This window comes from Herbidospora solisilvae (assembly GCF_009901565.1).
Lineage (GTDB): Bacteria > Actinomycetota > Actinomycetes > Streptosporangiales > Streptosporangiaceae > Herbidospora > Herbidospora solisilvae.
Genome location: NZ_WXEW01000001.1, coordinates 133,750 through 151,103 on the forward strand (window position 1 = coordinate 133,750; position 17,354 = coordinate 151,103).

Here is a 17,354-nt window from a genome sequence, read left to right on the forward strand (position 1 = left end):
CCAGACCTCCCACCACGGCTCACCCCCTCGACCGGCAGCGTTACACCGGGGGACGACACGCCAATGGGCCGTCGACTCGCCGTGTCGCCCCTCGGCGGCGCAGGAGCGGCCAGAGGGCGGTTGCGTCCCATCTGGACCCGACCTCCGGAAGCCGTGCATGCGCGGCTGAGACCCCAAGCGGGGGAGAGGCCCCACACCACCGAGTCGGGCGACGAACGGCGCGAGTTCTGGCAAAAGTCAAGATCCGCGCCGAACCCCGGACTCGTGACGGCGCGGCCCCCAGCGCCCGGTTGCGCCGGCCACCGGCCAGACCCCCTACGGCGGGAGGCGCCGGCCAGGCGGAGCCGTAACGGAAAAGGAGGAGCCCCCCTCCCAACAGACGGGAAAGAGGGCCCCTCATCACGCCACGGCACCGGCAGGCGACGGGGGACGGCACCGCGCGGGCCACCGCCGTAACCCGCGCCGCCGTCACCACCGGCGGCCCCGGAAGCAGGCGGTCGGCACCGCCGCGACCGACCACCACACCGGCGCCGCCCAATCCCGCCGACACGTCATGCCCGCCGAAAGCCGGACGAACGGCGATGTTCGTTCCCGCCGCCCACGCCGGTCAAAGCCGAGACCCGCTCACGACCGGCCCGGCACCCGCACCCACCAGCACAACCACGCCCGGCCGCGCCGCCCGGCGGGCTGAACCTTTCACCCCCGCCAGCCAACTTGACATAATGTTCATTATCGAGCAGGCAAAGCCGTCGTAAGATCACCGTCATGGGCACCGTCGGACCCGCCGAAATCCTGGTCCTGCTGATCCTCCTCGGCGTCATCGCCGGCATCGTCCTGCTCGCCGTCAGAGCCTCCGGCGGACGACCCCGCGCACAGGTCGCCTACTGGGCGCCCGGTGTCATCCCGCAGATCGCCGAACCCATCCGCGAACGCGTCCGCGAACTCGGCGCCGAGGGGCGTGTCGTGGAGGCGATCAAACTCGTCCGCCAGGAGACGGGCCTGGGGCTGCGCGACGCCAAGTTCGTCACCGAATCGATCATCGCCGGGCGCTACCTCCCCACCAGCACCGAACGCGCCCTGCAGACCGGCCCCGACCTGGCCGGCCGGGTCCGCGAGCTCAAGGAGGCCGGGCGGACCGAGCAGGCGGTCTTCCTGGTGCGTGGCGAGACCGGCATGAACCAGGAACAGGCCGAGGCGTTCGTCGACCTCATCTGAAACCGTCATACCGGGCAAAAGATGGCGATACCAGACAGAAGGTGAATTCTGTTTGGTATCGGATTTACTTCTCGTCGACCCAGAACGTGTCGTGCCGCACGAAGAACTCCTGGTCCTCACGCCCCGACGCGGCCCACTCGGCGATGCCCTCGAAGTAGCCCTCGCGCGGCGCCCCCGGCGAGAAGATCAGCAGCAGGCTGGCCGGTTCGCCCGATTCGTTGCGGAATCCGTGGACGCCGCCCTCCGGCACGTGCACGAAGTCGCCGGGCACCGTGGTGATCCACTCCTTGCCGTTGTAGATGCGGACCGTGCCGGTGAGGATGAAGAACGATTCGGTGAGGCTGCGGTGGAAGTGCGGGGCGGGCCCGCTGGGTTTGGCGCCCATGTCCCAGCGGTAGAGGCCGAACTTGCCGCCGGTGGTGGCGCCGGTGGCGAGGTAGGTGCAGGTGCCGCCGTTGGCGTAGGTGATGTCGGGCGGGGCGCCGTGCGGGAGGTAGGTGGCGGTGATCTCCCCGGTGTCCCCCAGGTAGCGCGGTTCCGGATATGTCATGTTATCGATCATGCCACTGAGCTGTGGAATTGTCGGTGGCCGGGGTTAGGGTCTGGGGTCATGCGTCCGGCGGAGCTGAATCGGTTGTCGGTGGAAGAGGCGGCGGATCGTTATGTGGAGCTGGTCCGCGCGAAGGTGGTGACGGGCGGTCTGTCGCGGGCGACCGCCGAGGTGTACGCGCGTGATGTGCAGACGTTCGTGCGGCTGACGCGGGTGTGCCGGCTGTCGGGGGTGCTCGACGATCTGTCGGGTGACGACGTCGACGCGGTGCTGCTGGCGTTCGCGCGTAAGCCCGACGAGCGGCGGCGGACGCCGTCGGAGGGCGGGGAGTTGCAGAGCGCGGCGTCGCAGGCGAGGTTCCGGCGGTCGGTGTCGGCGTTGTTCAAGCATGCGGCTCTGGCGGGGTGGGTGCAGCTGAATCCGATGGCGTCGGCGACGGTGGTGGCGCGGGAGCGGGGCGGGTTGCGGGCCGAGCGGCGGGCGTTGACGCGGGAGCAGGCGCAGGGGCTGGTGGGGGCGGCGGTGTCCCCTGCCGGTGATGAGGTGCGGGGGCGGCGTGATCAGCGTACGGAGGTGCGGGACGCGTTGATCGTGCTGCTGCTGACGATGGTGGGGCCGCGGGTGTCGGAGCTGGTGCGGGCGAATGTGGAGGATTTCTACACCAACGACGGGGAGCGTTACTGGCGGATCTTCGGTAAGGGCGGCAAGACGCGGGATGTGCCGCTCCCCCGGCTGGTGGCGCGGGTGCTGGCGGCGTATCTGGAGGTGCGTCAGCAGGCCCGTGAGGGGGATGACAAGGCGTTGTTGTTGTCGTGGCGGGGGCGGCGGCTGGCGCGGGGTGATGTGCAGGCGGTGATCGACCGGGTGCAGGCGCGGGTGGATCCGGAGCGGCGGCGGTCGGTGACGCCGCATGGGTTGCGGCATACGACGGCGACGCATCTGCTGGCGGGCGGGACGGACATGGACGCGGTGCGGCGGGTGCTGGGTCATGGGGATCTGAGCACGCTGGGCCGGTATCGGGATGAGTTGCCGGGTGAGCTGGAGGCGGCGATGCGGGCGCATCCGCTTGTGCACGATACGGGTGTCTAGGGCGGGCGGTAGAGGGCCGTATAGGGCTTGACTCTCACGTTACGGGAGGCCGCAGGCTGGGTCGCGTCAGGAAAGGAGGGGGAGGCGTGGCGGGTTATTCGGTGGGTCAGGTGGCGGCGTTCGCGGGTGTGACGGTGCGGACGTTGCACCATTACGACGAGATCGGCCTGTTGTCGCCGAGTGAACGGACGGCGGCGGGTTACCGCCGGTATTCGGAGCCGGATCTGGATCGGTTGCAGCAGGTGCTGTTCTACCGGGAGCTGGGTTTCCCCCTGGAGGAGATCACCACGATTCTCGATGATCCGGGGGTGGACGCCGCGACGCATCTGCGGCGTCAGCATGAGCTGCTGCTGCGGCGGATCGCCCGGCTGGAGGCGTTGGTGGTGTCTGTGGAGACCGCGTTGGAGGCGGCGAGGATGGGTGTGTCGTTGACGCCGGAGGAGCGTTACGAGGTGTTCGGGGAGTTCCGGCCGGAGGATCACGCGGCCGAGGCGGAGAGCCGGTGGGGTGGGTCGCCGGCGTGGGCGGAGAGCCGTCGGCGGACGTCGTCGTACACGAAGGCCGACTGGCAGGCGATCTCGGCGGAGGCCGGGGAGCTGGTGGAGGCGTGGCGGTCGTTGTTCGCGCGGGGGGTGGCGGCGGACTCCCCCGAGGTGACGGCGGTGGCGGAGCGGCATCGGGAGCACATCAGCCGGTGGTTCTATTCGTGCACGTCGGAGATTCATGTGGGTCTCGGGGAGATGTACGTGGCCGATGAGCGGTTCGCCCGCAATTACGAGGGGGTGGCGGAGGGGTTGTCGGTGTACATCCGGGATTCGATTGTGGCGAATGCCGGGGTCGTCCGGTAATTCCGGGTTTCGCCCGCGCGGGCCCGCGATCTTTGTCATGATGGGCGTGACTGGTTGTGGGTAAGCCCGGTTTCCCCTTTCACTTCGTGGAAACGCCGTCGTAATAGGGGTTCCGGAGGATGGGCGGCATGATCAGGGCCATTCTCTTCGACCTGGACGAGACGCTGTTCGATCATCGTGCGGCGGTGGCGCACGCGGTGACGGCGTGGACGGCCGAGCGGTCCCCGTTCCATCCGCTGCTGGCCGAGGGGCCGGGGTTGTGGTTGCGGCTGGAGGACGTCCACCTGCCGGCCTGGCACCGGGGCGAGTGCTCTTTCGGCGAGCAGCGGCGCCGGCGGTTGCGTGACTACTGCCGGCGGATGGGTGTGGCGGTGCCAGGTGACCTCGACGGGGCGTACGCGGAGTTCCTCGATCTGTACGAGCAGGCCTGGACGGCCTTCCCCGACGCCGCTCCGCTGATCGGGCGGCTGGCGGGCACGGGGGTGACGCTGGGGGTGCTGACGAACGGCCAGCCGGTGCAGCAGGAGGCGAAGCTGCGGCGGCTGGGCCTGCTCGACCGGCTGGACCCGGTGCTGACGCCCGACGCGCTGGGCGGGAACTTCAAGCCGTCGGCCGAGGTGTACACGGCGGCGGCCTCGAAGCTGGGCCTGGAGCCGGGCGAGGTGGTGCTGGTGGGCGACAACCTGAACCTGGACGCGATCGGGCCGACGCGGGTCGGCATGCACGGGGTGTGGCTCGACCGGTACGGGTCGGCTCCTCCCCCGGTGGGTGTGCCGACGATCCGCACGCTGGCGGAGTTGCCGGCGCTGCTGCCGACGCTGGCGGCGTCGCGGCCGTCGGCCCTGGTCTGAGGCCGGTCTGCGGCTGGTCTGAGGCCGGGTCGGGTGGTCAAGGTCCGCCGGGCGCTCTGACGGCGATGACACTGAGGGTGACCGGCCCCGACGCCCGGTGTGCATGACAAGCTGCTCAATGCGCCTTTTCAGCGGGCCGCGGCGGCCAGGTTGCGGGCTCTGCGGGGGTGGGTGAGGGCGTCGGTGTTGTCGGCGACCTGATCGACGGTGCCGACGAGGTCGAGGCGGGCGAGGGCGGGGTCGGTGACGGCGTCCATGAGGGCGCGGGCGAAGCGGTGGCCGCCGATGACCTGGAAGGGCCGGTCGTGGTAGGGGCGGGTGCCGGGTTCGACGGGTTCGGTGAGGTTCAGCCGGTTGTGGAGGGCGGCGACGCGGCGGTAAGCGGTGGACAGGTGGTGTTCGCGGCCCTGCCAGGTGGTCTCCCGCAGGGCGCCGGTGAGGGCGTCGCCGAGTTCGGCCGACCCGGACAGGCGGTTGAAGGCGCTGCCGAGCCACTTGGTGTACGGCGGGTAGCGGCGCCGCATGAGCAGGGTCAGGCGCATCAGGTCGCGGGCGATGCGGCCGGTGGCCAGGACCGACCCGAGGTCGTCGCCGACCTCCCCGGCGCGGCCGGGGAAGCTCTCCTCCTGGGCGATGCGGGTCCATTGGCAGGCCAGGACGTAGCGCCACACGTCGTCGGGGTACCAGCGCAGGCGGCGCCGGGCGGGGCACAGCTCGTCCAGGCCGTCGTGGAAGACGTCGCCGCCGGTGAACTCGGCCAGCCGCTGCCAGGGCACGCCGAGCCAGTCGTCGACGCCGATCGGGTCGCGGGGGTCGAAGCCGAGCAGGTCACGGGCCCAGGGGGTGAACTCGGTGACGGTGACGCCGGGCCGCACCGGATGGAGGTCGGATCCGAACGCGGTCGGGAAGCCGCCGTATTCGGCCGGCAGCCGCTTCCAGACGCGGTCGCGGATCTCCTCGGCGCGTCCGGCCGGGACGAAGACGATCGCGCGGGGGCCCCAGTCGTGGTCGGCGGAGCGGGCGGTGTCGAAGCCGAGCACCTCCGAGCCGGGGCCGATGAGCGCGGCGCTGTGGGGAACGGGATGGGGGCCGTCGTCGAGGAGGGGCCGCAGCACGTCGTGGTAGTAGGCGCGGCACAACTCCAGGCCGGGGACAAACGCGGACATCATTCCCTCACTGTGCATGGTCGGGCCGCGCCGCTCACCTGGTTTTATGTCTCCTGTACGGCCCGGGTCGCCGCCACCGGCCTGCGCGTGTAGCCGAGCCGCCGGTAGACGGCCAGCGCGGCGGCGTTGACGTCGTCGACCATGAGGGAGACCCGGCCGTGCCGGTCCAGGAGGTCCGCGGTGAGGAACCGGCAGATCGCCCCGGCCAGGCCGCTCCCCCGCGCCTCGGGCAGCGTGGCGACGCCGCCGACGAACCCGACGCGGGGCGCCGACCAGGCGTCGGCCCCGACGGCGACCAGCCGCCCCGCGTCGTCACGGACACCGGCCCAGCGGGTGACGCCGGGCATGCCGGGCCGGGCGTAGGCGTCGGGGTTGGCGACCGCCAGCACCGCGGAGACCTCGTCTTCTGCGCCGAGGGCGAGCCAGGCGACGTCGGGCTTCACCATCAGGGCCGCCACTCCTCCAGCCGGCTTTGAGGTGTCGGCCCCGATTCCGTCGGCCTGCACTCCGTCAGGTCTGCGGGCATCGGGTCTGCGAACGTCGAGGCGGACCTCGTCGGGGCCCACGGTCATCCACGTGAAGTTCCCGGCCGGGCCCAGTTCCCCCGGCATCGCCTCCACCAGCCGGTGGATCGTCTCCCGGTCGCCGAAGGGCCGGTAGCCGGTGCCCATCTCGCGCCACACCTGCCGCACGAGCCCGGCGTGCGCGGGATCCCCCGGAGCGCCGAAGACGGCCAGCCGGTCGTGTTTGGACACCGCCGGGCAGGCCACCACCACCGCCTCGCCGTGCGCCCACGCGCGCGCTCCCCCGAAGGGCAGCCGCTGGGCGGTCCAGACGACCAGGTCGTCGCCCCCGCAGGCGGCGGCGACCTGGTCGGCGTCGTGCAGTTCGATCACAGAATGGCGCCCGGGGTGTACCGGGCGGCCTGCGCGTACCGGGTGGTGATCTCCCCCACGCGGGCGACGACGGCGGCGACCTGGTCGGCGGCGGCGCCGGTGAAGGAGACCCGGTCGGCCAGGAGGGTGTCGAGGTCGGCGCGGGACAGCGGGAACCGGTCGTCGGCGGCCAGCCGGTCGAGCAGGGTGTTGCCGCCGCCGTCCTGGCGCATCGCGAGCGCGGCTGCGACGGCGTGTTCCTTGATGATCTCGTGGCCCGCCTCGCGGCCCAGGCCGGCCTTGACGGCGGCCATGAGCATCTTGGTGGTGCCCAGGAAGGGCAGGTAGCGGTCGAGTTCGGCCTCGATGACGGCGGGGAAGGCGCCGAACTCGTCCAGGACGGTCAGCATGGTCTCGACCAGGCCGTCGAAGGCGAAGAACGCGTCGGGCAGGGCGACGCGGCGGACGACCGAGCAGGACACGTCGCCTTCGTTCCACTGGTCGCCGGCCAGTTCCCCGGCCATGGAGGCGTAGCCGCGCAGGACGACGGTCAGGCCGTTGACGCGCTCGCACGAGCGGGTGTTCATCTTGTGCGGCATCGCCGAGGAGCCGACCTGGCCCTCCTGGAAGCCTTCGGTGACCAGTTCGTGGCCGGCCATCAGCCGGATCGTCTTGGCGAGGGAGGACGGCGCGGCGGCGAGCTGGACCAGGGTGGTGAGGACGTCGTAGTCCAGGGAGCGCGGGTAGACCTGGCCGACGCTGGTGAGGGCGCGGGTGAAGCCGAGGTGGGCGGCGACGCGGTTCTCCAGGTCGGCGAGCCGGTCGGCGCCGAGCAGGTCGAGCATGTCCTGGGAGGTGCCGACCGGGCCCTTGACGCCGCGCAGCGGGTAGCGGGCGATCAGGTCCTCCAGCCGCTCGTAGGCGACGAGGAGTTCGTCGGCGGCGGTGGCGAAGCGTTTGCCGAGGGTGGTGGCCTGGGCGGCGACGTTGTGGGAGCGGCCGGCCATGACGGTCGCCGAGTACTCCCCCGCCAGCCGCGCCAGCCGGGCCAGGAGGGCGACGACGCGGTCGCGGACCAGCAGGAGGCTGTCGCGGACCTGGAGCTGCTCGACGTTCTCGGTCAGGTCGCGGCTGGTCATGCCCTTGTGGACGTGTTCGTGGCCGGCCAGCGCGTTGAACTCCTCGATGCGGGCCTTGACGTCGTGGCGGGTGACGCGTTCGCGCGCGGCGATCGAGGGCAGGTCGACGGTGTCGGCCGCCTTCTCGTAGGCGGTGATCACGTCGGCGGGGACCGGGATCCCGAGGTCGGCCTGGGCCTTGAGCACGGCCACCCACAGCCGCCGCTCCAGCACCACCTTGTGGTCGGGAGACCACAGGCGGGCCAGGGCGGGCGAGGCGTAGCGGGTGGCCAGGACGTTGGGGATGCGCGGCTTGTCGGTCACGTTCCCCGAGCTTATCCAAGCCGCGCATCCATTCACGTTCACCGGGTGGGGGCCAGGGCCTCCTCGTCGTACACCTCAAGCCGGCGTTCGTGCTTGGGGGCGCGGCGGAAGCGTTCCTTGGTCCTCTCCACCATGACGTACAGCGTCGGGACCAGGATGAGCGTCAGCAGCGTCGAGGAGACCAGGCCGCCGATGACGACGATCGCCAGCGCCTGGGAGATGAACCCGCCCGAGCCGGTCAGGCCGACCGCCATCGGGGTGAGGGCGCCGATGGTGGCCAGCGCCGTCATCAGGATCGGCCGCACCCGTCGGCGGCCGCCCTCCATCACGGCCTCGGTGACGCCCATGCCCTGCTCGCGGTACTGGTTGATCAGGTCGATCAGCACGATCGCGTTGGTGACGACGATGCCGATGAGCATCAGCATGCCGATCAGCGCCGGCACGCCCAGCGCCGTGTCGGTGATCAGCAGCAGGCCGATGGCGCCGGTCGCGGCGAACGGGATCGACACCAGCAGGATGAGCGGCTGGACGAAACTGGAGAACGTCGCCACCATGATCATGAAGACGATCGCGATGGCCAGCGCCATCGCCAGCCCCAGGTCGGCGAACGCGTCGGCCTGGTCGGCCGAGGCGCCGCCCACGACGGCGGTGACCCCGGCGGGCAGCGTCAGGGCGTCGAGCCTGGTGGTGACCTCGGCGGTGACCGCGCCCAGGTTGGAGGCGTCGGCGTCACCCGAGACCGTCGCGGTGCGCTCACCGTCGAAGCGGCTGATCTGCGTCGGGCCGCCCTCCTTGACGACCTCGGCGACCTGCGACAGCTTCACCATGCCGGTCGCGGTCGGCAGCTCCAGATCCCTGACCGCCTCCAGGCTCTCGGGCGCGTCGCCCGTGCGCAGGACGATGTCGGCCGCCCGGCCGTCGATGTCGATCGACCCCACCGGCGCGCCGCGGAAGGCCGTGGCGACCTGCTGGCCGATCCCGGCCTCGGTCAGGCCACGCGCGGCGGCCTCCTCCCGGTCGACGTGGACCTCGATCCGCTCGCCGCTGTCGGCCAGGTTGGAGGTGACGTCCCGCAGGCCCGGCACCCCGGCCAGCGCCTGGATGACCGTCGCCGACGCGGCGCGCAGCTGGTCGACGTCGGGGCCCTGCAGCCGCACCTGGAACTGGTTGGACGACAGCCCGCCGCCTCCCCCGCCGCCGCCGACGGTGATCTCGCCCACGCCCGCGGCGAGCGCCGTCAGCTTCGCCCGCAGGCCGTCCTGCAGCGCCGTCGCGTCGACGTCCTCATCCAGCGTCACCGAGAACGAGGCCCGGTCGGCGCTGCCGCCCGCCCCGCCCATGAACTGGTTGCCGCCGCCGACGTTCACCTGGTAGGAGGCGACACCAGGTTCGGCGGCGATGACGTCCTCGACCTTGCGGGCGGCCGCGTCGGTCACCTCCAGGTTCGTGCCGACCGGCATCTTCTGGGTGACGTTGACGGTGTTCATGCCGGCCGAGTCGAGGAAGTTGGTCTTCAGGTTCAACCCCAGTGCCGCCGTCCCGGCGAAGATCACCAGGCCGATCGCCAGCGTGATCCAGCGGCGCTGGGTCGCGAACCGCAGCACCGGCAGATAGGCGCGCTGCAGCGGCGAGCGCAGCTCCTTGGCCTCGGCCTCCTCCCGCACCCGGCGCGCCTCCTCGGGCGAGAGCACCGGCGCCTTCAGGAACCAGTAGGCCAGCACCGGGATCACCGTCAGCGACACCAGCAGCGAGGCCAGCAGCGCGACCGTGACCGTCACCGCGAACGGGGAGAACAGCTGGCCGACCATGCCGCCGACGAACGCGATCGGCGCGAACACCGCCACCGTCGTCAGCGTCGAGGCCGTCACCGCGCCCGACACCTCGCGGACCGCGCTCAGGATCGCCTGCCGCTTCGGCTCGCCGTAGCCGAGATGACGTTTGATGTTCTCCAAGACCACGATCGAGTCGTCGACCACCCGCCCGACCGCGATCGTCATCGCGCCCAGCGTCAGGATGTTCAGCGAGTAGTCGCCCACCCACAACGCGATCAGCGCGATCACCACCGACAGCGGGATCGACACCGCCGTCACCAGCGTCGAGCGGATCGACAACAGGAACACCAGAATGATGATCACGGCGAACGCCAGGCCCAGCAGGCCCTCGGTCGTCAGGTCGTGGATCGACCGCTCCACATAGGGCGCCTGGTCGAACACCACCGTCAGCGCCGCGCCCGACCCCAGCGCCGCGGTCAGCTCCGGCATCGCGTCCTGGACGTCATGGGAGATCGCCACCGCGTTCCCATCGGGCTTCATCGTGATCGACACGCCCAGGCTCGGCTTGCCGTTGGTCCGGGTCAGCGTCACCGCCGTGTCGTCGACCACCTCGATGTCGGCCAGCGACCCCAGCGTCACCGGCTTGGGCGGCGCCGGCGGCCGCACCGCGGCGACCGGACGGCCCGGCACCTGCGGCTGCTGCGCCTGCGGCTGAGCGGCCGGCGCGGCCGGCGGGGTCAGGTAGAGGTTCTTCAGGTCCTCCACCGTGGCGACCCGGTCACCAATCTGGACGGTCAGGTTCCGGCCGTCCTCGGTGACCGACCCGGCCGGGATGGCCACGCCGTTGGCGCGCAGCAGCTCGGGGATCGCCGCCGGCGACAACCCCTTCTTCGCCATCTCGGCGATGTCGGGCGTGATCGTCACCTGCTTGCCGCGGGCGCCGGTGATCTGCACCTCCCGCACTCCGTCGATCCCCTGCAGCGACGGCACCACCGTCTGCTCCAGCCGGTCGAGCGTCGTCGCCTCGTCGCCGCCGGAGGCGGCCAGCACCACGACCGGGATGTCGTCGGTGCTGCCCGCGATCACCTGCGGGTCGACCGTGGCGGGCAGCGTCGCCTCGATCCGGGAGATCGACTGCTCCATCTGGCCGATGGCCTCGTCGATGTCGGTGCCGAACTCGAACGCCACCTGGATGGAGGCCAAGCCCTCACTCGACGTCGAGGAGATCTGCGTCACCCCGGCGATGCCCTGGAAGCTGTTCTCGATAGGCTTGGTGACCTGGTCTTCGACGATGTCGGGCGCCGCGCCGGCGTACCGCGCCACCACGAACGCCCCCGGGAACTCCAGCGACGGGAACAGCTGTTGTTTCAACGAGGGGATGGCGTAGGCGCCGAGAGCGCTGGCCACCACCGCAATCATGATCACCAGACTGCGGTTGGCGAGGCTCAGCCTGGCCAGGAAGGTCATGCGCGAAGGCTCCTTGACAGAAGGTGGGCCGGAAGATTAGTGCGGCTCACCCTAACACTTCGCGTCGCACGAATATTTAATGTCACATGGCGTTCCTGATAACCTTCTCAGGTTTGCGACCGCCCACCGAAGGCAAACGTGAGAAACCACGACACCACCGACGGCGCACCACCCGCCGATGAACGCGCCCAGCTCATCGACTGGATCGCCGACACCCAGCGCCTCCTCGGGCGCTTCTTCGCCCGCGACCGCTCCCTGCCCCTGCTCGCCACCACCCTCACCATGCAGCAGCTCAAGGTCATCGTCGCGCTGTCGTTCCAGGAATCGGCCTCCGGCCAGGAACTCGCCCGCGAACTCGGCATCGGCCTGGGCACCCTCACCGGCATCGTCGACCGCCTCGTCGCCCACGGCCTGGTCTCCCGCCGCGAAGACCCCGCCGACCGCCGCGTCCGCCGCCTCACCCTCACCACCGAAGGCCGCACCCTCACCGACGAGATGCTCGACGCCGGCACCGCCAACTGGCGCCAGCTCCTCACCCGCCTCGACACCGCCACCCTCCGCGACATGCGCCGCGTCATGCAACGGATCAGCGACGTCATGACCGAAGAACTCGGATCATCCGACGATAGAATGAGCGGTCATGAACAATGCGGCCGCCCCCTACCTCACTGACCTGTTCGGCCTCCACGGCCGCACCGCCCTCATCACCGGCGGAAGCAGCGGCATCGGCTACGCCATCGCCCGCGCCCTCGGCGGCGCCGGCGCCCACATCACCATCGCCGCCCGCCGCCAGACCCACCTCGACCAGGCCCTCACCCGCCTGCACGCCCACGGCGTCACCGCCACCGCCGTCCAAGCCGACATGGGCGACCCCGACGACATCACCCGCCTGTGCGAAACCGTCCCCGACACCGACATCCTCGTCACCAGCGCCGCCAACAACATCCGCCACCCCATGGGCGAACTCACCCCCGGCGACTACGAGCAGACCATCGCCGTCAACCTCACCGCCCCCTACCGCCTCGGCCAGCACCACGCACCCCGCATGGCCCGCCGCGGCTGGGGCCGCATCATCAACATCGGCTCCCAGCAGACCCACCGCGCCTTCGGCAACAGCGGCGCCTACGGCGTCGCCAAAGCCGCCATCGGCGGCCTGTCCCGCTCCCAGGCCGAAGCCTGGAGCCCCCACGGCGTCACCGCCAACACCATCCTCCCCGGCTTCGTCCTCACCCCCCTCACCGAAGCCGTCCAAGCCATCCCCGGCCGCGTCGAGGCCCTCGCCGCCCGCCACGCCATCGGCCGCAACGGCCTCCCCGACGACTACGCCGGCATCGCCGTCTTCCTCGCCTCCGACGCCGCCGCCTTCGTCACCGGCCAGAACATCTGCGTCGACGGCGGCTTCTCCATCACCTGACCCTCGACCACCCCGCACCCACCGGCCCGGCCGGGCAACCGGAAAACCAAACCCTCGGCACCCGGCAGGTCATCCCGGCGCCCGGTCAGGCCCGCTCCTCGAAAGCGGCCAGGCCCGCCTTGACGGAACCCGCACACCCCAGCAAAGAAACCCGGCCCACCGGCGAACGAACCCAGGCCGCCGGGCGAACGGACCCGCCCACCATCGGCGCATCGTCCCGGCCCCCGTCAGGCCACCCCGTCCCCGTAACCCGCCGAACCGGAACACGTCCGGTCGGCGCCGCCGGCGGCGCGGACCGGACACGGCCCTCGGCGCCGGCCAGGCGGAGCCGTAACGGAAGAAGAAAGACCCGTACCCATCGGCCGCCCGCAGGAGGGGAAGAACACGGGCGGCCGATGGGGCACTAGCGGCGGCGGACCACACTCACCCCACGGCCCGGCGCCCAGCTCTCGATCACCAGCATCGCGTCTTCGACCCGCGTGATCACCGCACCCTCGATCTCCACCCGGAACAGGTGCGACTCCCCCGGCTCCCCGCCCACCACCGACTTCACCACCAGCGGATCGGTCACCTCCACCGCGCGCCCCGACAGCTTCGCCTCACCCGGCCAGGTGCCCGACCCCTCCTCCCCCGGATCGGCCGTCGGGCCGTGGAGCGCCATGCGGCCGTCACGCAGCAGATCGGCCGCCTTCACCGCCTTGGTCATCGACCCCAGCCACAACTCCCCCTGCGTGAACTGCGTCTCGGTGCCGCTGATCCGCGGCGAGCCGTCGCGGCGCAGTGTCGCCATGGTCTTGTGCTTGCCCGCGTCGAACAGCCGCAGAAAGCGTGCTGCGAACTCCGGGGCGTCGTTCTCGATCTCCTGCCACGTGGCCATGCCCGCCATAGTGCACCCCGCCACCGACAAAATCGGCTCACCCGTCGTCGATAGGTTGTGGGGTGGGGGGTGGGTGAACGCTAACAGCCCACCGGCTTTACAAAGTAATGAAGGAGCAGACATGGAGACGCGCACACTCGGACGCCTCACCACTTCCGCCCTCGGGCTCGGCTGCATGGGCATGAGCGACTTCTACGGCCCCGGCGACGACGCCGAATCCCTCGCCACCATCCACCGCGCCCTCGACCTCGGCGTCACCCTGCTCGACACCGCCGACGCCTACGGCCCCTTCACCAACGAGAAGCTCGTCGGCCGGGCCGTGCGGGACCGCCGCGACCAGGTCGTCATCGCCACCAAGTTCGGCATCCAGCGCGCCGACGACGGCACCCGCCTGGGCGTCAACGGCCACCCCGACTACGTGCGCGCCTGCGCCGACGCCTCCCTGGCCCGCCTCGGCGTCGACCACATCGACCTCTACTACCAGCACCGCGTCGACCCCCGCGTGCCTGTCGAGGACACCTGGGGCGCCATGAAGGAACTCGTCAACGCCGGGAAGGTCCGCTTCCTGGGCATCTCCGAGGCCGCGCCCGAGACCGTGCGGCGGGCCCACGCCGTCCACCCGGTCACCGCCGGGCAGTACGAATACTCGCTGTTCACCCGCGACATCGAGGCCGACCTGCTGCCGACGCTGCGCGAACTGGGCATCGGCCTGGTCCCCTACAGCCCTCTCGGCCGCGGCCTGCTCACCGGCGCCGTCGACCTCGGCGACCTGCGCGAAGACGACTTCCGCCGCACCAACCCGCGCTGGGAGGACGCCAACCTCAAGGCCAACATGGCCCTGGTCGGCGAGGTAGCCGCCGTCGCCCGCGCCCACGACGCCACCGCCGCCCAGGTCGCCCTGGCGTGGGTGCTGGCCCAGGGCGACGACGTCGTGCCCATCCCCGGCACCCGCCGCGCCGCCCGCGTCGAGGAGAACCTCGCCGCCACCGGCCTCACCCTGTCGGGGGCCGAGCTGGCCACCCTGGGCGACCTGGCCGACCAGGTCGCCGGCGACCGCTACAACGCGGCCGGCATGTCAACCCTCAACCACTGAGATCGCCGAGCCGGTCCAGCAGCAGGCGCGTCACCTCGCCGGGCCGCTCGATCGACGGCAGGTGACCCGCCCAGGCGAGCTCCACCAGCTCCGCCGACGCCAGCCCCGCCGCGATCGTGCGGGCCGTGTCCTGGAAGTAGGGCAGGTCATGGGCGCCGGACACCACGACCGCCGGCGCGGTGATCGCCGCCAGGTCAATCGGCAGATGCCCGGCCGTGGGCTCCGGATCGGCGGCCAGCTGCAGCTCGAAAGCGGTGCGCTGCATCTCCGCCACCCAGATCCGCTCGGCCTCCCCCGCCTCGGGTCCCAGCCACGTGTCGACGTTCAGGCGCACGGCCCCCTCGACGTCGCCCGCCTCGATGAACGCGTCCTCGGCCTGGCCGAACGCGCGCAGCTCCGGCGTCGGCGGCAGGCCCATCCCGGCGGCCAGCAGCACCAGCCGCCCCACCAGGTCGGGGCGCGCGGTGGCCACCTCCAGCGCCACCCGGCCGCCGTGCGAGGCGCCGACCACGGCGGCCTCGCGCACGCCCAGCCCGTCGAGCACGTCGGCCACGTCACCGGCGTCGGTGTAGGGCTCCTGGGCCGCCCACGGGCTGCGGCCGAAGCCGCGGAAGTCCAGCCGGACCACGCGGAAGCGCGCGGCCAGCTCCGGCCAGAGCGGGTCCCACATGCGCGCGTCGGCGGCACTCGAATGCAGCAGCACGACAGGAGCCCCGGAACCGGCCTCCTCGAACCAGACATCCAACAGACGTCGGCCTCTCTGAAAAAGAGGCGCTCCGGCCCCCATGGCAGAGCGCCCGGCCCATCGTCGCCATCCGGCCCCGTCCGGAGCAAACCATTTACCGTCGGTGTGAGGCTTTTTGCAGGCAAAGGTTCGACCGCACTAACCCGCCACCTTTACAAAGTAAGTTCAGCGGTACATCTCCGCCATGCCGAGCGCCGCCTCGGCCATCATCGCGCGCAGGTCCGGCGGCCCGAGCACCTCGATCAGCGCCCCCATCCGCAACAGCGTCCAGCGCGCGCCGTTCAGCCCCTCGACGGGGATCTCCAGCACCGTCCACCCCGGCCGCCCGGGGTCGGGCTCGGCCAGGGCCAGCGCGGGGGCGGCCCGCTCCTCCCCGATCGTGTACGCCAGCAGCCCCTCTCCCCCGGGCGCGAGCCGGATGCGGGCCGTCCCGGTGTACAGGCGGGTGGCGAACTCGGCGGAGAACTTCTCCCAGAACGCCGGCAGGTCGAAGTCGGCCCGTTCGAAGCGACCCGGCAGCTCGGTCACCGACAGGATGCGGGCCACCCGGTAGGTCCGCATCGACCCCTCGCACTCGGCCGCCAGGTACCAGGACCCGCCCTTGAGCACCAGTCCGTAGGGCAGCACGTCCCGGGACACGTCGGCCGGCCCCCACCGCCGGTAGGCCAGCCGCAGCGGCCGCTGCTCCCACACCGCCGAGGCGACCTCGGCCAGGAACGGCGCGGCGTCGGCCCCCCGGTGCCAGCCCGGCACGTCCAGCAGGAACCGCTCGCGCATCCGGGCCGCCTGCGAGCGGGGGCCCGGCGGCAGCGCGGCCAGCAGCTTGAGCTCGGCGGCGGCCGCGACCTCGGCCAGCCCGAGTTCGGCGGCCGGGCCGGGGAGCCCGGCCAGGAACAACGACGACGCCTCGGCCTCGGTCAGGCCGTTCAGCCGGGTGCGGTAGCCGTCGAGGAGCTGGTAGCCGCCGGCGGGGCCCCGGTCGGCGTAGACGGGCACCCCGGCCGAGGACAGCGCCTCGACGTCGCGGTAGACGGTGCGGATCGACACCTCCAGCTCGGCGGACAACTCCGCCGCCGTCATCCGCCCCCGGGTCTGCAGGAGCAGCAGCAGGGAGAGCAACCGGCCGGCACGCATGGCGTCCAGTCTGTCCCATATTGCCGATCGAACATATCTCGTGTTCAAATGAACACATGGAAAGTGCCGAAAGGCTCAACGCGATCATGGGCACGCTGCGGTCGGCCGACAGCGTCACGGTGGCCGACCTGGCCGTCCACTACGGCGTGTCCGAGATGACCATCCGCCGCGACCTCGACGAACTCGCCCAGCAGGGCGTCGTGCGCCGGGTCAGGGGCGGGGCGCTCAGCCTGCTGCTGCGCGGCGAGGAACCGCCCTACGGGGCCCGCGAGCTGGAGGCGGTCGACGCCAAGAAGCGCATCGCCCAGGCCGTGGCCGGGTTGCTGGCCGACGGGGAGGCCGTCGTCCTGGACGGCGGCTCGACCCTGCTGGAGGTGGCGCGGGCGGTGCACGAGCGCCGGCTGACCGTGCTGCCGCTGGCCCTGCGGTGCGCCAACGAACTGGCCACCGCGCCGCGGGTGAAACTCGTCATGCCCGGCGGGGAAGTGCGGCCGGTCGAGCTCAACTTCGTCGGCCCGCTCGCCGAGGCGTCGCTGCGGGCGCTGCGGTTCGACACCGCCGTCATCGGGTGCTGCGGCCTGTCGGCCAAGCACGGCGTCACCGCCCACGACCTGGAGGACGTCGCGGTCAAGCAGGCCGCCATCGCCTCGGCCCGGCGCGTCATCGTGGCCTGCGACTCCGGCAAGTTCACCCGCACCGCCTTCGGCGCCGTCTGCTCCTTCACCGGGCTCGACGTCGTCGTCACCGACACCGGCGTCCCGCCGGACGAACACGACGCCCTCACCGGAGCGGGCGTCACCGTCATCACCGCCTGAG

16 protein-coding genes are annotated in these 17,354 nt (G+C 71.5%); 8 read left to right on the plus strand and 8 right to left on the minus strand.

Annotated features, from left to right (window positions below; genetic code table 11):
- Nucleotides 1–765 precede the first annotated feature (765 nt).
- Entirely contained in the window at nt 766–1,215 is a 450-nt protein-coding gene (locus GT755_RS00565) for a hypothetical protein (RefSeq protein WP_161477713.1), read from the plus strand.
- A gap of 64 nt (nt 1,216–1,279) precedes the next feature.
- Here GT755_RS00565 and GT755_RS00570 read toward each other — a convergent pair whose 3' ends face one another.
- On the minus strand, nt 1,280–1,765 hold the full coding sequence (locus GT755_RS00570; RefSeq protein ID WP_161477714.1) for a cupin domain-containing protein: 486 nt from the start codon (nt 1,763–1,765) through the stop codon (nt 1,280–1,282).
- Between the two features lie 60 nt (nt 1,766–1,825).
- On the opposite strand from GT755_RS00570, the gene GT755_RS00575 reads away from it, so the two are divergent.
- The 3 genes from GT755_RS00575 to GT755_RS00585 all read left to right on the plus strand — a co-directional run bounded on the left by GT755_RS00575 (nt 1,826) and on the right by GT755_RS00585 (nt 4,553).
- On the plus strand, nt 1,826–2,854 hold the full coding sequence (locus GT755_RS00575; RefSeq protein WP_161477715.1) for a tyrosine-type recombinase/integrase: 1,029 nt from the start codon (nt 1,826–1,828) through the stop codon (nt 2,852–2,854).
- A gap of 86 nt (nt 2,855–2,940) precedes the next feature.
- The gene (locus GT755_RS00580) at nt 2,941–3,702 is read left to right on the plus strand and encodes a MerR family transcriptional regulator (protein WP_161477716.1); all 762 of its coding nucleotides are present in this window, start codon (nt 2,941–2,943) and stop codon (nt 3,700–3,702) included.
- Between the two features lie 128 nt (nt 3,703–3,830).
- Nucleotides 3,831–4,553, plus strand: coding sequence for an HAD family hydrolase (locus GT755_RS00585; RefSeq protein WP_161477717.1), 723 nt, complete (start codon nt 3,831–3,833; stop codon nt 4,551–4,553).
- Nucleotides 4,554–4,681: 128 nt separating this feature from the next.
- Here the strand turns inward: GT755_RS00585 and GT755_RS00590 are convergent, their stop codons facing one another.
- Genes GT755_RS00590 through GT755_RS00605 form a run of 4 tightly spaced genes read right to left on the minus strand, consistent with a single transcriptional unit; the run spans nt 4,682 to nt 11,275 of the window.
- Nucleotides 4,682–5,719: a DUF4037 domain-containing protein gene (locus GT755_RS00590; protein ID WP_161477718.1), complete on the minus strand. Its 1,038-nt coding sequence runs from the start codon at nt 5,717–5,719 to the stop codon at nt 4,682–4,684.
- Between the two features lie 44 nt (nt 5,720–5,763).
- Complete coding sequence (locus GT755_RS00595; protein ID WP_202609508.1) at nt 5,764–6,615, minus strand: GNAT family N-acetyltransferase; 852 nt, start codon at nt 6,613–6,615, stop codon at nt 5,764–5,766.
- Complete coding sequence (gene purB / locus GT755_RS00600) at nt 6,612–8,036, minus strand: adenylosuccinate lyase (protein ID WP_161477719.1); 1,425 nt, start codon at nt 8,034–8,036, stop codon at nt 6,612–6,614. Before purB ends, GT755_RS00595 begins: the two co-directional genes overlap by 4 nt.
- Before the next feature lie 38 nt (nt 8,037–8,074).
- Complete coding sequence (locus tag GT755_RS00605) at nt 8,075–11,275, minus strand: efflux RND transporter permease subunit (RefSeq protein WP_161477720.1); 3,201 nt, start codon at nt 11,273–11,275, stop codon at nt 8,075–8,077.
- A gap of 138 nt (nt 11,276–11,413) precedes the next feature.
- On the opposite strand from GT755_RS00605, the gene GT755_RS40365 reads away from it, so the two are divergent.
- A complete protein-coding gene (locus GT755_RS40365; RefSeq protein WP_161477721.1) occupies nt 11,414–11,947 on the plus strand; it encodes a MarR family winged helix-turn-helix transcriptional regulator in 534 nt (177 codons plus the stop codon).
- Nucleotides 11,916–12,689, plus strand: a complete 774-nt coding sequence (locus tag GT755_RS00615) for an SDR family NAD(P)-dependent oxidoreductase (RefSeq protein ID WP_161477722.1) — start codon at nt 11,916–11,918, stop codon at nt 12,687–12,689. Before GT755_RS40365 ends, GT755_RS00615 begins: the two co-directional genes overlap by 32 nt.
- A 403-nt stretch (nt 12,690–13,092) precedes the next feature.
- On the opposite strand, the gene GT755_RS00620 is transcribed toward GT755_RS00615, so the two are convergent.
- Nucleotides 13,093–13,566: a pyridoxamine 5'-phosphate oxidase family protein gene (locus GT755_RS00620; protein ID WP_030453777.1), complete on the minus strand. Its 474-nt coding sequence runs from the start codon at nt 13,564–13,566 to the stop codon at nt 13,093–13,095.
- A 121-nt stretch (nt 13,567–13,687) separates the two neighbouring features.
- Between GT755_RS00620 and GT755_RS00625 the strand changes: the two genes are divergently transcribed.
- Nucleotides 13,688–14,659 (plus strand): aldo/keto reductase, encoded by a 972-nt coding sequence (locus tag GT755_RS00625; protein WP_161477723.1) that lies wholly within the window; start codon nt 13,688–13,690, stop codon nt 14,657–14,659.
- Here GT755_RS00625 and GT755_RS00630 read toward each other — a convergent pair.
- Nucleotides 14,649–15,404, minus strand: a complete 756-nt coding sequence (locus GT755_RS00630; RefSeq protein ID WP_202609509.1) for an alpha/beta fold hydrolase — start codon at nt 15,402–15,404, stop codon at nt 14,649–14,651. The genes GT755_RS00625 and GT755_RS00630 overlap by 11 nt on opposite strands.
- A 165-nt stretch (nt 15,405–15,569) precedes the next feature.
- A complete protein-coding gene (locus GT755_RS00635; protein ID WP_161477725.1) occupies nt 15,570–16,538 on the minus strand; it encodes a helix-turn-helix transcriptional regulator in 969 nt (322 codons plus the stop codon).
- Nucleotides 16,539–16,594: 56 nt separating this feature from the next.
- Here GT755_RS00635 and GT755_RS00640 point away from each other — a divergent pair, with 56 nt between their 5' ends.
- Nucleotides 16,595–17,353 carry a DeoR/GlpR family DNA-binding transcription regulator gene (locus tag GT755_RS00640; RefSeq protein ID WP_161477726.1) on the plus strand — a complete coding sequence of 253 codons (759 nt, stop codon included), beginning with the start codon at nt 16,595–16,597 and terminating at the stop codon, nt 17,351–17,353.
- Nucleotide 17,354: the final 1 nt, after the last annotated feature.